7 protein-coding genes are annotated in these 16,914 nt (G+C 37.5%); 5 read left to right on the top strand and 2 right to left on the bottom strand.

The window, feature by feature from the left end:
* Positions 1–554 precede the first annotated feature (554 nt).
* From pyrG to PR767_RS06240, 3 genes are all read left to right on the top strand, one after another.
* The gene (gene pyrG, locus PR767_RS06250; RefSeq protein WP_004913671.1) at positions 555–2,192 is read left to right on the top strand and encodes a glutamine hydrolyzing CTP synthase; all 1,638 of its coding nucleotides are present in this window, start codon (positions 555–557) and stop codon (positions 2,190–2,192) included.
* A 65-nt stretch (positions 2,193–2,257) separates the two neighbouring features.
* Positions 2,258–3,559 carry a phosphopyruvate hydratase gene (gene eno, locus PR767_RS06245; protein WP_004260453.1) on the top strand — a complete coding sequence of 434 codons (1,302 nt, stop codon included), beginning with the start codon at positions 2,258–2,260 and terminating at the stop codon, positions 3,557–3,559.
* A 487-nt stretch (positions 3,560–4,046) separates the two neighbouring features.
* Positions 4,047–5,432: a DASS family sodium-coupled anion symporter gene (locus tag PR767_RS06240; protein WP_004913667.1), complete on the top strand. Its 1,386-nt coding sequence runs from the start codon at positions 4,047–4,049 to the stop codon at positions 5,430–5,432.
* Positions 5,433–5,549: 117 nt separating this feature from the next.
* Here the strand turns inward: PR767_RS06240 and PR767_RS06235 are convergent, their stop codons facing one another.
* Positions 5,550–6,479 carry a two-partner secretion domain-containing protein gene (locus tag PR767_RS06235; protein ID WP_272520022.1) on the bottom strand — a complete coding sequence of 310 codons (930 nt, stop codon included), beginning with the start codon at positions 6,477–6,479 and terminating at the stop codon, positions 5,550–5,552.
* A gap of 964 nt (positions 6,480–7,443) precedes the next feature.
* Between PR767_RS06235 and PR767_RS06230 the strand changes: the two genes are divergently transcribed.
* Both PR767_RS06230 and PR767_RS06225 read left to right on the top strand, forming a co-directional pair.
* Positions 7,444–8,661, top strand: coding sequence for a hypothetical protein (locus PR767_RS06230; protein WP_272520021.1), 1,218 nt, complete (start codon positions 7,444–7,446; stop codon positions 8,659–8,661).
* 146 nt (positions 8,662–8,807) lie between these two features.
* Positions 8,808–13,634 (top strand): TcdA/TcdB pore-forming domain-containing protein, encoded by a 4,827-nt coding sequence (locus PR767_RS06225; RefSeq protein ID WP_272520020.1) that lies wholly within the window; start codon positions 8,808–8,810, stop codon positions 13,632–13,634.
* Positions 13,635–13,742: 108 nt separating this feature from the next.
* On the opposite strand, the gene PR767_RS06220 is transcribed toward PR767_RS06225, so the two are convergent.
* Positions 13,743–16,901, bottom strand: a complete 3,159-nt coding sequence (locus tag PR767_RS06220) for an efflux RND transporter permease subunit (RefSeq protein WP_109912056.1) — start codon at positions 16,899–16,901, stop codon at positions 13,743–13,745.
* Between the last annotated feature and the right edge of the window lie 13 nt (positions 16,902–16,914).

Here is a 16,914-nt window from a genome sequence, read left to right as displayed (position 1 = left end):
TCGTCGGGCCTCGCACTACAGCGTTGTTGGCTGCGTTCGGCTACTCGGGTCACATACTTAGTGTATGCTCCCCGAAGATATCCTCTCTTGCCGCCTAGCTGTAATGCGAACCTTGTCTGCAATTGTTTAAACCATTAGTTGTTTTAAAATCTGGCGGTTGTTGGTTTGTTCTAAAAGCACTTCATTCAATAGCACCAAACAAAGCTTCAAAAATAATGGGTGACGTGAAATATTGAGGTGTTAAATAGCGACAAGTAGAGTAAATAGTTATTCAAAATCAAAGTTAGTGCAGAATCGCATTTTTTATACCATACAATGAGCTGAAAGGATTTAGCTTTTGCATTTGAACTGTGTTAATCTATGAAAATAGACAAAGATGACTAATTTTGAAGCGATAAATAATTTTCGCTTTTAACTTGCTGATAATATTAGAGTATTGATGAAATTTAGCCTTATTATGCTTAGAACATTTGTAGCGAAATTAAGGTTCGGGTATACTGTTTTCCCGTCCTGTTATATCCATCATCTTTTAAACCTAAACTTTCAGGTTCAGCATGAAAACTAATTATATTTTTGTGACCGGCGGGGTCGTATCCTCTCTGGGTAAAGGCATTGCCGCAGCCTCTTTGGCGGCTATACTCGAAGCCCGTGGACTCAATGTGACTATTATGAAACTGGATCCCTACATCAACGTAGATCCAGGCACAATGAGCCCAACCCAACACGGGGAAGTTTTCGTTACAGAAGACGGCGCTGAAACTGACTTAGATTTGGGTCATTATGAGCGCTTCATCCGTACTAAAATGACTCGTCGTAATAACTTTACGACTGGGCGTGTTTACTCTGAAGTTCTGCGCAAAGAGCGCCGTGGCGACTACTTAGGCGCTACAATTCAAGTTATCCCTCATATCACTAATGAAATTAAAGACCGCATCATCCGTGGTGGCGAAGGCCATGACGTTGTTTTGGTTGAAGTTGGTGGTACAGTGGGTGATATTGAATCATTGCCATTCCTTGAAGCGATTCGTCAAATGGCTGCAGAAGTCGGCCGTGAGCGTACTTTATATTTGCACTTAACATTAGTGCCTTACCTTGCAGCAGCTGGTGAAGTGAAAACTAAGCCAACTCAACATTCTGTGAAAGAATTGCTGTCAATTGGTATCCAGCCAGACGTGTTAATCTGTCGCTCAGACAGAGTGATCCCAGCAAATGAACGTGCAAAAATCGCATTGTTCTGTAATGTGCCAGAGAAAGCGGTTATTTCTCTCAAAGACGTTGATTCAATTTATAAAATTCCAGCCTTGTTAAAATCACAAGGTTTGGATGAGTACATTTGTAACCGTTTCCGCATTGATGCGCCAGAAGCTAATTTATCTGAGTGGGAACAAGTTATTTACGAAGAAGCTAATCCTGCAGGTGAAGTCACCATTGGAATGGTTGGTAAATATGTTGAGTTACCAGATGCGTATAAATCTGTAATTGAAGCATTAAAACACGGTGGATTGAAAAACCGTTTAACTGTGAATATCAAATTGATTGATTCACAAGACATCGAAACGCGTGGTGTTGAGTTACTAAAAGATTTAGATGCTATTTTAGTGCCAGGCGGTTTTGGTGAGCGTGGTATTGAAGGTAAAATTCTGACTGCTCAATATGCACGTGAAAACAAGATCCCTTACTTAGGGATTTGTTTGGGTATGCAAGTTGCATTGATTGAATTTGCACGTAATGTGGCCAATATGGCAGATGCAAATTCAACAGAATTTAAAGCGGATTGTAAATTCCCAGTTGTTGCGCTGATTACAGAATGGCGTGACGAAGAGGGTAACCTTGAAGTGCGTTCAGAAGAGAGCGACCTTGGTGGAACAATGCGTGTTGGTAGTCAACCATGCCACCTAGTGAATGGTAGCCTTGTACGTGAGATGTATGGTTCAGAAACCATTATTGAACGTCACCGCCACCGTTATGAAGTGAACAACTTACTGCTGAAACGCATTGAAGATGCGGGCCTGAAAATTGCAGGTCGTTCAGTAGATAACAAGCTGGTGGAAATTATTGAAAACCCAAATCATCCATGGTTTGTGGCTTGTCAGTTCCACCCAGAGTTCACCTCTACACCAAGAGATGGTCATCCGTTGTTTGCAGGTTTTGTTAAAGCCGCTGGTAAGTACCAGAAAGGTGAGTTGAAATAAGATATGGGGAAGTCGGCGCAGGTGCACCAACTTCCCAAAATTTAACTTGTACTGAGGAAAACCTAATGTCCAAAATTGTTAAAGTGATCGGTCGTGAAATCATTGACTCTCGTGGTAACCCAACTGTAGAAGCTGAAGTTCATTTAGAAGGTGGCTTTGTTGGTTTAGCTGCAGCACCATCAGGTGCGTCAACAGGTTCTCGTGAAGCTCTGGAACTGCGTGACGGTGATAAAGCACGTTTTCTGGGTAAAGGTGTTCTGAAAGCAGTTGCTGCTGTTAATGGTCCAATCGCAGAAGCGCTGATCGGTAAAGATGCTAAAGACCAAGCTAACATCGATAAAATCATGATTGATCTCGATGGCACTGAGAACAAATCTAAATTTGGTGCAAACGCAATTCTGGCTGTATCTTTAGCAAATGCTAAAGCAGCTGCGGCAGCGAAAGGTATGCCTCTGTATGAGCACATTTCTGACCTGAATGGTACTCACGGTCAATACTCTATGCCTCTACCTATGATGAACATCATCAATGGTGGTGAGCACGCAGATAACAACGTTGATATCCAAGAATTCATGATCCAGCCTGTTGGCGCACCAACGCTGAAAGAAGCTGTTCGTATGGGTTCTGAAATTTTCCATCACTTAGCAAAAGTACTGAAATCTAAAGGTATGAACACTGCTGTAGGTGATGAAGGTGGTTATGCGCCTAACTTAGAGTCAAACGCAGCGGCATTAGCAGCAATTAAAGAGGCGGTTGAGCAAGCAGGTTATGTATTAGGTAAAGACGTAACACTGGCAATGGACTGTGCAGCATCTGAGTTCTATAACGCAGAAACAGGCAATTATGAGCTGAAAGGCGAAGGTAAAACCTTCACTTCACAAGAGTTCACTCACTATTTAGAAGAACTGACTAAACAGTACCCAATCGTATCTATTGAAGATGGTCTGAATGAGTCTGACTGGGATGGTTTCGCATACCAAACTAAAGTTCTTGGTGACAAAATCCAACTGGTTGGTGACGACCTGTTTGTAACGAACACTAAGATCTTGAAAGAAGGTATTGATAAAGGCATTGCTAACTCTATCCTGATCAAATTCAACCAAATTGGTTCTTTAACTGAAACTTTGGCTGCAATTAAAATGGCGAAAGATGCAGGCTATACAGCTGTTATCTCTCACCGTTCAGGCGAAACTGAAGATGCAACTATCGCAGATTTAGCAGTCGGTACAGCTGCAGGCCAAATCAAAACGGGTTCAATGAGCCGTTCTGACCGTGTTGCTAAATATAACCAACTGATTCGTATTGAAGAAGCATTAGGTAAAAATGCACCATTCAATGGCTTAAAAGAAGTTAAAGGCCAAGCGTAATTTTAGTTCGTTAACCAATTTATACGAAAGGAAGCCGATGGCTTCCTTTTTTTTCGACTGAAACCTTTGCTGAGGAAGCCATTTTTACTATATATTCCCAGTAATTTATGATTATCTCTAATGTATCATAATAAATTTGATTGGATTTTTAGTAAGCTTAATGATTGATCAGCCTTTTATTGACTCACTTTATATTTAATAATCAATTTAAAATCAATCAATTAGATAGTTGATTGATATACGTCTCTTTAGAAATAATATGCTAATTTATAGTAGCTATTTTAGTATTTAATTCTTCGATTTTTACGAGTGAATGGGTAGGTTTTTTGGAGTTTACATGAAAAACGATGAAATTATACGGTGTAGATCGCACTTTTAGTTCCTCCACATTTTAATTTCATACAATTAACTTTATATTCCAGCTCTTGCAAAAAAATATTAACAATAATACTCGAAAATAATTTGCTTCCGAGCTAATGGAGTTTACATGGACGCTTCCGAATCCCTACAACCAGCGGTCAGCCCGACCCCATCCAATAAACGGGGTTGGATCATTTTAGCGGTTGATATTGTTCTACTGATCTTACTTTTAAAATATTTGCCTTTTGATGACAAGGCAAATGCAGGCCTTGCAATGATGGTTTTCATTGGTGTGCTTTGGCTAACTGAAGCTATCCATGTCACTATTACTGCACTTTGTATTCCTATCTTAGCGGTTGGGCTTGGATTAATGAATACTGGGGAAGCGCTTAAATCATTCGCAAACCCAATTATTTTCCTATTCTTCGGTGGCTTTGCTTTAGCGACGGCTTTGCATATTCAAGGCTTAGACCGTCTAATTGCTAACCGCTTACTAATGGCTGCACGTGGTCGTTTATCAGTCGCAGTATTACTGTTGTTTGGTGTTACCGCGCTGCTATCAATGTGGATTAGTAACACAGCAACTGCTGCAATGATGTTACCCCTTGTATTAGGTATTTTATCTAATCTCGATGTACGTCATGAACGTAATACGTTTGTGTTTGTTTTATTAGGTGTTGCTTATAGTGCCAGTATTGGTGGTCTAGGAACTATTGTGGGTAGCCCACCAAACGCAATTGCCGCTGCTGCATTAGGTTTAGATTTCTTATCGTGGATGAAATACGGCATTCCAATCATGGTAGTTTTACTACCGATGATGTTTGTATTGATGTACATGATGTTACGCCCAAATCTGAAACACCGCTTTGAAATTGAATTAGAGCATGTTAAATGGAATGGCAAACGTATTACAGCAATGGGGATCTTCCTATTTGCGGTAGTTTGTTGGATCACCAGTACATTTATTAGTGAAGCACTTGGTGGTGTGAAGGATCTCGACACCATTATTGCTATGATTGCTGCAATTTTGATTGGTATAACAGGGGTTGCTAGTTGGTCACAAATCCAAAAAAATACCGAGTGGGGCGTATTGATGCTGTTCGGTGGGGGGTTGACTCTCAGTGCAATTTTAAGTTCTTCAGGCGCTAGTAAAATTATGGCTGACTGGATGCAGATGACATTTGGGACAAGTCATTGGTTTGTGATTATCTTAGCGGTGACAACCTTTATTATCATCCTGACTGAATTTACGAGTAATACTGCAAGTGCCGCCCTGTTAGTTCCTATTTTTGCTACTGTTGCGGAAGCATTAGGTATGCCAGTTATTGTATTAACTATGATTATTGGTATTGGTGCCTCTTGTGCGTTTATGTTGCCTGTTGCGACTCCGCCAAATGCGATTGTATTTGGTTCTGGTTATATCAGGCAAATTGAAATGGTACGGGTCGGTGCAGTTCTGAACGTAGCATGTATTATTGTTATCTCTCTATTTGCTTGGTTCTTTTGGCTATAAAGCAAACAAGAAAAATCACTAAATTGATTTTAGCTAAAAGTATAAAGTGAGAGAAACACATTTTTATTTCACTTTCCCAACGACCTACGGGCTCATTAAAAATGAGCCCGTTTTTCATTACTGTGCGACAAGCACTTGCTGATTTTTCCCTATTTGTATTTTACCTGTGCCGTGCATTACAAAATCACTGTCGCCACGTAATGAAAAATTCATTGTTTGTATCAAACCTTTGATATCAATTGTATTTTGAGGACAAAGGAAGCTGTCTTTACACTGATATTGATGGCTTTCAAATGAAATAAGCCGGCCTAATAGCTTGGTATTTTCTCCCAGTTCTAGGTGGCTGCCTTGGCTATAAGGTGTATCCGTTTTAAATTTAGAGCCTGAGTGAATGACTGCTTCTCGTGGGGAAATTGAAGCACTTCCGGATGTACTCAGATAATTTTGAACCGCAGCCGTAATATTTAGTGCATTTTGTAGTTTTATTCGATCGGCGAACACATTCAGTTTAGAAAGCTGTAACGGGCTGGCATGCTGTTGGCTGATGTTGATTTGGCTTGCGGGGCTAACTGAGAATTTCAATTGACTGTATTCATCTAGTGCTTTTGCTTCAAGCTGCTTCGTTTCTTTATTTTTAACATATTGTTTTTCTAACTTACCTGCAATTAAAGATAAGCTATTAATATTACTTATGGAGCCATCAGCCCATGAGATCCCATTGGGATTAGCAATAATTAGGTTCGCGGCTTGTCCTTTAATACCGAGGACACCTTTAATTTTACTTTCTTCTGTTCCTGTCACTTCAGCCAATATTAGTTTTGCAGCTTTGTTTGCAAGTTGATTATTATCATTAATATCATTATTAAAAATGAGACCATGATCATTAGAAGATAAACTCTCAAAAGAGTTAAATGAAATATGATTTTTTAGAGGAGCTTCGATATTAATTAATTTTGCTTTAGATACATCGGTTTGAGAAAAGGAAGAAAAACTCAAACATGATAAAAAAGAGTTTGTTAGAAAGATAAATTGCATTTTTTTATTCATTACGTTTCCTTGTAATAATAACCCTGATAGGTGTAATTAAATATAATCTATTTTATTTTTCATTAGTATATTAAAATTTAACATGGATGCTATAAAAATAATTATTTTAAATTTTAATGATGCAAAATTAAAATCAACAACGATTAGTTGGGTAAGTGTAACAAATAGAGTTGCAAGTGTAGATATTAAATCATTTAAGTCACATTCCTACAATTTATAATAAAGTTGATGTTCAATTCGTTTTACTAGGATATAACGGCAATCATCAGGTAAAAAATCGCTCGTTTATATCGATATACCCAAGTACTCATCTAAAGCAAAAATTTTATTTACACGTACACTTTCTGATAGTTTTGTGATCGTTACTGAACTAAATGAAACAACTTATCGGGTCTATCATGATGGGAGAATTAATAGTTCGATTCCTTTTGATAATGTAGTGATGGCGTAGATTACAAAGATTACAAATAAAAAATGCTAGTCTAATGACCGGTATCAGACTGATACCGAACATATTATGTTTGGTAGTAAATCTAATAGGCTATTGAGAATAAACTAGAAATATCACTAAATTGATTTTCCCCTATCTGTATTTTATCTGTGCTACATATTACAAAATAACCGTCGCCACGTAATGAAAAATTCATTGTTTGTACCAGCACCTTGATATCAATGGTATTTTGAAGCTAAAGAAAACTGTCTTGACACTGATATTGATAGCTCTCAAATGAAATGAACCGGCCTAATAGCTTGGTATTTTCCCCCAGTTCTATCGGCTAAGATATTAAGTTTAGAAAGTTGTATTCTTATTGCTTATATAATCCCTGTAAAAGATAATGATAGCTATTATATTTATTTTATTATTTGTTTAATGATTGTTAATGGAATTATTTTTTATAAAATGTAATTCTTGATATGTGGAGATGCTCTTATATAACATAGGTAAATAAAAGGATTTAATTATATGTTTAATAATAGTTGTTTATTAAAAAATTCCATTTATAAAATGGATGAAATTAAAAAAAATAATAATTTTCTAATTATTAATACAGAATCATTATTAATAATTCGCCAAATAAAACAAATTTTACTGAGAACAGTGCAAGAGATGGGCTATGATACAGTTAACTCTAATTTAGTTGCACAAGTACTGCGTGATAGTCGTTTAAAATCTGGATTATTTGGCAGTATGCCACTTAAAAATAGTCCAGCAAGTCCTGATGTTAAGAACTTTCTTGCAGACACATTATCGTTTACCCGCTTGCATGCGATTAGTGGGGATAGCATGACAACAATGGGTAAAATACCACCTTATGGACGTGCACACTTAGTTAAAATTGGTCCGAATAGTTATGCGGTTGAATATAGATATGAGCCTTCAAGCATCTCGCCTTCATTAGCATTCCATGCTTATTTTTTAGGTTATAACGGGGCTAATCAGTCCAGTGCAACGCCTGCTTATGTTGATATACCTATTCAGGCTGCTGAGGATAGTTTTTTATTCACGGGCTCTTTAACAGGGTGCTCCGTTATTGTTACTAAGCTGAATGAAACAACCTATCGTGTTTATCATGATGGCCGTGTGAATAGTTCTATATTGTATGATAATGTTGTAATGGCATTTGATTATATGGACTACCAAGTTCCAGGCTCTGATGAAGGCCTTGCGATGGCGTATATGTATTTTAAGGATGGCCATTGGCGGTTATTATTACAAAAGCAAGAATATGAATTGATCAATGGAACACCTATTCCTAAGCTACGTAACAACGAAAGTTCTATGATAGGTTATTATGTTGATAATCAATTTTCCGAGAAACAATTAGAAAAATTCAATCGATATCGCCATGCATCACAAAATAAATTAAAAGAAATAGCAAAGGAATTTGGTATAAATACGGACCAGGTTTCAGAAGGTGAATATATTGATGGGGGGGGTTCGCTGGAGAACTCAGCAATAAAATCATGGGTTGATTTAAATGGCAAGGTTAAAAAGAAAATTTATGATAAAATCAATCAATTAATTAAACAAATTGATGATTTTAAAGTTGAATTAAACAATCTAAAGAGTAAGTCAATACGAAGTAATGACGAAAATATAAGGATCGATAAATTAATATCAATTCTGGAAATAAAAAAATTATTAAAGATTACTATTCTCAAAAACATTTATCGATATTAACTGAGTCATTATCTGTAGAAAGAAGCTGGTTATGGCTACAAATAAAAAATAAGACTGGAATTGACTCTGTTGTTCAAGTCGTAAATGAAGAACTTGGTAACGGTGTTACGAATATAGCGCTAAATAAAGAATATAAATTGGCGGTGATGCGAGATCGTAATATTGCTAATGATAAATTTAATGAAGGTTATGATAACTATAATAAAACTGATATTCGAGGCTTTAATCAAGAAATGACATCATCAGAGATGATGGCTCTATATTTAAATCCTGAATTGAGCGTGACAGAACGTGGCGCATTGTATAGGCATATTCAAAATACGATAGATAACGAAGGTCGTCATCAAATTTTAGAAAATACGAGGGAAATAAATGAATTATTTAAGAGAGAGGGCAGTATAAATTCTAGGCTATCCCCCCAAGATTTTTATTTACCTTTAATGGGAGATATGTCAGATGGTCGCTGTTATCCGCTTGTTAGAGCTATGGCTGTTGCATTAGAGGAGAATGGGCCAAATGGTAGTAATGTACTACTCGACAAACTCTTTTTAGCTGCCGCATCACCAACAGATAACAGCTCAATTCTATTAAAAAAATCATTAATAAGGCTTCATTCAAATATTGAAGCGGTACAGTCTTCGAGTTCTCAAGGTAACCTAGATTTAAATGCTATTGAGGCTAGATTAACTGAGGGGAATGCAACGAAAATGTATGCCTTAAATAGCCAAAAGCATGCGATGATGTTGGGGAAAATTGTATATGAAGATAGTGTAACCTATTATTTTTACGATCCTAATTTCGGTATATTCACATTTGAAAGTAGTCATAAACTTTTTTCAGCTCTAAATAAGTTTATGATAAATAAAAAAATGGCTAAATTATATGTTGCTTTAGGCTCTGATTCGAAACCTATTTTTGAATTAATTTCTATTGATGTTGACGGGATGAGAAATGTGGCAGTGGGCGGGGGATTAGTCGTATCAGATTTATCTAATACAGATGATTTGAATCTTGTTGCTGAAAGGCGTAAAAATACGATTAAATTTATTGAAAATCAAATACGAATCACTAAAGAGTTAAATATAAAAGCATCGTTAACAATTTTGACCGCTGAACGATGGGGGGACAAAATTGAGAGAGTATTTAATGAGATATCTGAACAGTATCAATTAGATGAAACATGGTTACCTAATTTTTCTAGTATAGAAATGACTGAGGAGGGAAAATACCGCATTCAATTTATTAATAAAGACATCGCATTTCGAGAGCGCTGGATTGAAACAACAGATAGTACTTTGATGGAATTTAAAGAGTACTTTAATGAAAATATAAATACATTTGAACAAAGCTACGAATTTCACCATTCTGAATTACGGCGCCGAGGTGGCATAGGTAATGCGGAACATGTTGATGGAATGAACATGGGAATGGCCGTTCACGCATTAATTCAGTGGGCTGCGAATAAAAATAGACAAAACATAAGCAGTGGCATGTCATCAAATTTAGCGGAAGCATTAAAAATTCATGCTTATGTCACTTATAGTATGATGGCGCATGGTGCAGTAAATGATGTGACAAAGGTTGTAAAGTTAGTTAAAACGCTTTGGTGTGAGGAGGCGGGAATTACCCACTCTGCGATGAAGACTTTTTCATCATCATTTGCCCGGGTAGCTAATGAAGGGATCGGTACTGTTTTTCAAGGTGCAATGGTTGGGTTTGATATTTATGAATTAACACATGCAGAAAATGATCCACAAAAGGCTGTATTTGGAACTCAGCTGGCATTCGATTCAGCAAGTTTACTATTAAGTGGTGCAACAATTGGTGCAGGTATTGTCGGAGCTACAGAGGCAGCTGCTGTATTTGGTGGTGTGGGTGTGATTGTTGGTGGCCTCGGAATTGGAATTGTGGGACTAGCACGTGCATATGCTGAAATTGGCGAGCATGCGAAAGAAGTTGGGGTCTACTTCCAACATTTAGATGATGCGTATAGTGGGAATGGATTTGATTATCAAATAGATAATAAAAGTGGTAAACGGATCTTAGTTCCACGTCCTTTGGCTGTATTTGATCGTATTGACTTACGCTCAAAAAAAATTAACTTTGATAGCCAGTATCTCTACCGTACACAGCCCCATCGCAGTGGAAATGGTAGTGGGCGCAAAGATTATATTGCTTGGGCAGCGTATCTTCCCTATTCGGTGGTTGATAAAAAACAAGCCATTAATATTCGAGAAGGACTTGGTTATCAGAGCAAGCATGACATTCCATTTCAAGAGACAGATACCGTTATTTTACCAGGGGTGCCAAAGTCATATATTAATTATTCTTTTAATCTATTTCCAGGTGCATTGACTCGTTATGATTATGGTTTTAATGTTTTGCGGAGATTAGAAGAAACAGATAAATTTGATTATGATTTTTATTCTTTTCCTGGTGAGTATATTATAACTAGAATTTATCATGAATATGTCAGTACCAAAACAAATATTATTTTACCCATAAATAAAGCACATATTGCCGTGCCTAAAATATCCAATGAATGGTATGGGAAACTATCTTATAACCTTAGCGGAGCGGGTGGTGAATATATTATTAGTATTAACCATGGTGTTAATATTACATTAATAAATGATTCAAATTTTAAGCATAATTCAAAATGGGTTATTGATACAAGTTTGATTGATGGCGGTGATCCTACAGTAGAAGTTAATGATGGTTATCTAAGAATTGGCAGTTTAAATATAAATATTGATCCAAGTGCCTTATCTGATCAAGTTATTTTAGTTAATTCAGAGCATGAAGTTCGTGAGGTAGATTTTAAAAATAAACTCATTCAAGTTATCAGAGAGGATGGTCGACAGTGGAGTAATAAAGGCCAGTCAATTGAACAGCACCTAAATGAATTGGCTGATAAACACCAATTGCACGGTAACTTTATTGTAGTTGATGATTATATATATGGTAAGAAAAATGTTGGGAGAGCTTTTTATGAGGTCGCAACAAAAAGAATGCTTTTTACTAATTCAATAAATAAAATCTATCATTCGCCTACACTCGGAACTATTGATGCAGAGTATGCCTATTTCTTTTCTCAGGAAGAAAATATTATTTGGCGGAGCAATATTAATAATGGTGGTCAACTCGATAATAATTATTATTTAGCTGATGAGAAATCATCACCGTTTAAAGTACATAAGCTATGGAGGGAGCATGAAAATATTTATTTTAGTTTAACTCATCATGATAATAATGACGAAATTTTCACTAAATATAAAATAGATGGAAAAAAATCTGAACTCGTTAATATTTTTAATAGTAGTAAGCTGTTAGAATATTTAGCGAATTCACCAACAAAAATAAATAGTTCGGGATACCATATTTTAAAAATGTATTATAATGTACCTAATGATCGTTACAGTCAAAATCTTAGCGAAGTAGAATCTGATAAGTTAGATTTTTCTACGTTAAATCTTGCAAAGATAGTAACTATTGATGGTAAAGATGAAAATGGTATCAATCGTCGTTATTGGCTACGTCGTGACACAAATACTTTAATTAAGGTTAACCTTGGTGTAAATAAATATACAAAGGTTGTTGAAAACCCTGCTGATTTAACACTTGTTGGTAGTTTAATTGACGACAGTGAAACGGAAGTGTTTTTTTTCTATAGTAAAGAAAAAGATAGATTATATCGTCAAGAAGGCTTGGGGCAAGATGTATTTGATATCAACAATCCAACAACAAAGGTTATCACACAAGAAATATACGGACACTCAATCCCGATTACACAAATAAACACTGTTTTTAATTGGAATGGAAATATTATTGTTATAAGAAAGTCAGGAAAGATACAGCAAGTTAATGCGGATGGTAGTATAGATATAGTCGCATTTAATGAGCATTGGTTAAAAACATTAGATTCATCTAATTGGTTATCAAAGCTTGACGACAACTATAATGGAACAAAACAGGCAATTGCTTTATTGGGATTAAGGCGCTCAGATGAGAGTATCATTCCTGCATGGTACTTTGATCGCAAATTTATTATTGCTCACTCTTTGTTATCAGAACATGAGCTACAATTTTTAGGATTTGATTCAGATAATCAAAACGGGTTTATATTTGATAGAAATACCGGTAAATTATATAGTCAGCAAGTTGTTAATATTGATACTATGCGACATTCATTCGGTGTTATTAATACCTATATGAGTTCAAATAATAATATAGCTGATAGCATTAAAATATACCCAGAGTTAATATTTAAAAATATTAAGAAAATTGATAATGGCTTCATGATGCTAACGGATAAGAACGAAATACTTTATCAGCCTGACAATGGAACAAAAGAATCGAACAAGATAGGCGCTTCATTTGTAATTAAAGGAACGCATGAGGCAGATATCATTAATCCATCTAAAATAGCTCATGTTGATACATTAATATTAAGTGGTGGAGAAGGGGGGGATACATATGAATTTAGTGTAGATGCTTGGAAAGCTTATCGTGCCATTATTATTGATAATAACGCAAAAGATAATGCTGTAGATGATATTATTATACCGTCAGTTGACAATTGGAGAAAGATGTTCATTAACCGGCAAGGTAATGATCTCATTATTACAGATATCCATAATGACACATCGTTAATATTACGTGAAGTCTATGGTTCAAAATCTGAGTCTTATCGCCACTTGATGATTAAAATAGCGCAGGAGCATGATTATATAGTACTCGATAATCTAGTTAACAAGCTAAAGGAAAATTACGGATTAATGTATTTATCGACATATTTTAATGAAAGAGCAAAACGACAGTCAGACTCTACCGATATTATAGATTTATTAACGGACAGAATAAATTTTATGCGTCACATAGAACAATTAAATGTAGATATTATGCTAGACGGAAAAAATGAACGAACTGAACTTATACCAATTGGCTTATCAAGCCAAATTAATTTGGCTTGATTTTTTATTTTTGTCCACTGGGATGATGTATTAGAGCGCATTATAGGAATCAGCATTTAGATAAAAAAAGAGCCACATTTAGTGGCTCTTTTTGTCATTCATCAGCGTTTATTGAGCTGTTGGTGGGTGACTGTGTTCAATGTCCTCTGATTTCTTCGAGAAACGGCGACGGATCACCACGAAGAATACAGGAACGAAGAAGATAGCCAGCGAGGTTGCTGCGAACATACCCCCAAGAACACCAGTACCTACTGAGTTCTGGGATGCAGAACCTGCACCATTACTAAATACCAGTGGGATAACACCTAACATAAATGCTAGAGATGTCATCAGAATTGGTCGTAAACGCATTTTAACTGCATTCAGTGTTGCTTCGACTAACCCTTTGCCTTCTTTTTCCATCAAGTCTTTGGCGAATTCAACAATCAATATTGCGTTTTTCGCCGATAGCCCAATGGTGGTTAAGAGGCCCACTTTAAAGTAAACGTCGTTGTCTAAACCACGAACACTGGTGAACAATAACGCACCAATAATACCTAATGGAACCACTAACATAACTGAGAATGGAACAGACCAGCTTTCATATAGAGCAGCCAGACACAGGAATACCACTATCAAAGAAATCGCATACAGTGCAGGGGCTTGGTTACCTGCTAAACGTTCTTGATAAGACATACCCGTCCACTCGTAACCAATTCCTTCAGGCAGGTTTTCAGTGGTGAGTTTTTCCATTAACAGCATCGCATCACCCGTACTTTGTCCCGGAGCTGCTTGGCCTTGAATATTCATCGCAGGGACACCGTTATAACGTTCTAAACGTGGTGAACCATACTTCCAAGGATCTTTGGATTCGTCCATAAATGCAGAGAACGGAACCATTTTACCTTGGTTATTACGAACATACAGGTTACTGATGTCAGAAGGTAACATACGGCTTTCTGCGTCACCTTGTACGTAAACTTTCTTCACACGACCACGGTCGATAAAGTCATTCACGTAGCTTCCACCAAACATAGAACTCAATGTTGCGTTGATATCACTGATAGCGACACCTTGAGCCTGTGCTTTTTGTTGGTCAATATAAATACGGTATTGCGAGGTATCATCCTGACCATTTGGGCGAACACCTTGAAGCATTTCTGGGTGCTGAGCCGCCAATCCAAGCAACTGGTTACGGGCTTGCATTAGTTTATCATGCCCCAAGTTACCTTTATCAACTAACTCAAAGTCAAACCCGTCTGCGGTACCTAACTCAACAATTGCGGGTAGGTTAAAGGCGTAAATCAATGCTTCTTGTTTTTTTGACAGTGCGATATTCGCACGCTGTACAATCGCATCAACGTGGTTTTCATCGCCTTTACGTTCGCTCCAATTTTTCAGAACGACGAAGGCAAGACCCATATTTTGTCCTTGACCTGCGAAGCTAAAGCCCCCAACGGTAAAGACCGATTCAACGTTTTTAGCTTCTTCGGTATGGTAGTAGTTATTCACTTCATCTAGTACCGCTTGGGTTTGTTCTTGCGTTGATCCCGGTGGTAATTGGATCATTGACAAGAATACCCCCTGGTCTTCCGCCGGTAAGAAGGAAGACGGTAAGCGAACGAACATGAACGCCATACCAACCACTAACAGCAGGTAAATGACGAGATAACGACCAGTACCGTTAAGCATACGGCTTACACTGTCGGTGTAGTGGTGTGCTTGTTTTTCAAATGTACGGTTAAACCACCCAAAGAACCCTTTCTGGCTACCATGGCTGCCTTTTTCAATTGGCTTCAACATGGTGGCGCACAGTGCTGGCGTTAAGATCATCGCAACCAGTACTGATAAGATCATGGAGGATACAATGGTAATTGAGAACTGACGGTAAATTGCCCCTGTAGAACCCCCAAAGAAGGCCATAGGGATAAATACCGCAGACAGCACCATTGCAATACCGACTAACGCACCTTGGATTTGACCCATTGATTTTTTGGTCGCTTCTTTTGGTGATAAGCCTTCTTCTTGCATAACACGCTCAACGTTCTCAACAACAACGATGGCGTCATCGACGAGAAGCCCGATGGCGAGTACCATCGCAAACATGGTCAACGTGTTTATGGAATAACCAAATGCCGACAAGATAGCAAAGGTACCTAACAATACGACAGGTACTGCAATCGTTGGTATCAGTGTTGCACGGATGTTTTGTAGGAACAAATACATTACAACAACAACCAGCATGATTGCTTCTACTAACGTTTTAACCACTTCGTTAATTGAAATTTTAACGAATGGGGTTGTATCGTACGGATAAACAATCTCTAACCCTTGAGGGAAGAAAGGTTTCATTTCCTCAAGCGCGGCACGAACGTTATTAGACGTATCTAATGCGTTCGCTCCCGTTGCCAGTTTAATACCGATACCTGCTGCTGGCTTACCATTAAAGCGGGCAATCGTACTATAGTTTTCAGCACCTAATTGGACCTCAGCAACATCCTTAATACGTACTTGTGAACCATCTTGGTTTACACGTAATAAAATATTGCTAAATTCTTCAGGGCTATTTAACCGTGTCTGCGCAATGATAGAAACGTTTAAACGCTGATTTGCTACAGATGGTGAACCACCGAGTTGTCCTGCTGCGACTTGGTTATTTTGAACCTTGATCGCATTAATGACATCTGTGGTGGTCATGTTGTACTTAACAAGTTGCTCTGGTTTTAGCCAAATACGCATTGCATATTGGGTACCGAACAGTTGAGTTTCACCTACACCGTTAACTCGGCTAAGTGGGTCTTTAATATTTGACCCTACATAGTCGGCAATATCATATTGCCCCATTGAGCCATCGTTAGAAACGAAACCCGCAACCATTAAGAATGAACTAGTTGATTTATCGACACTAATACCTTGTTGCTGAACTTCTTGTGGCAACAATGGCATCGCCAGTTGCAATTTGTTTTGCACTTGTACTTGCGCGATATCACCATCAGTTCCTGCTTCAAATGTCAGCGTAATGCTAGCAGAACCTGATGAATCACTGCTCGATGACATATATACCAAGTTATCGATACCGTTCATGTTCTGTTCGATAACCTGCGTTACTGTATTTTGTACCGTCTCAGCATCCGCTCCCGGATAGTTAGCTGAAATAGAAACAGCCGGTGGCGCGATGGTCGGGTACTGCGAAACAGGTAACTGGATAATTGCCAACAGACCAGCAAGCATGGTGATAATAGCAATTACCCACGCAAAAATTGGTCTTTCTATAAAAAACTTAGGCATTAATCAGCCGCTC

The sequence above is a fragment of the Providencia sp. PROV223 genome (assembly GCF_028479245.1).
GTDB lineage: Bacteria > Pseudomonadota > Gammaproteobacteria > Enterobacterales > Enterobacteriaceae > Providencia > Providencia rettgeri.
Note: the sequence above shows the minus strand (reverse complement) of the source record. Positions and strands in the feature narration are given on the sequence as shown.

What these genes read in the sequence shown, in the direction of transcription:
- pyrG (WP_004913671.1), top strand. Translation starts at nt 555, where the DNA reads ATGAAAACTAATTATATTTTTGTGACCGGCGGGGTCGTATCCTCTCTG.
- eno (WP_004260453.1), top strand. Translation starts at nt 2,258, where the DNA reads ATGTCCAAAATTGTTAAAGTGATCGGTCGTGAAATCATTGACTCTCGT.
- PR767_RS06240 (WP_004913667.1), top strand. Translation starts at nt 4,047, where the DNA reads ATGGACGCTTCCGAATCCCTACAACCAGCGGTCAGCCCGACCCCATCC.
- PR767_RS06235 (WP_272520022.1), bottom strand. Translation starts at nt 6,479, where the DNA reads ATGAATAAAAAAATGCAATTTATCTTTCTAACAAACTCTTTTTTATCA.
- PR767_RS06230 (WP_272520021.1), top strand. Translation starts at nt 7,444, where the DNA reads ATGTTTAATAATAGTTGTTTATTAAAAAATTCCATTTATAAAATGGAT.
- PR767_RS06225 (WP_272520020.1), top strand. Translation starts at nt 8,808, where the DNA reads ATGCGAGATCGTAATATTGCTAATGATAAATTTAATGAAGGTTATGAT.
- PR767_RS06220 (WP_109912056.1), bottom strand. Translation starts at nt 16,901, where the DNA reads ATGCCTAAGTTTTTTATAGAAAGACCAATTTTTGCGTGGGTAATTGCT.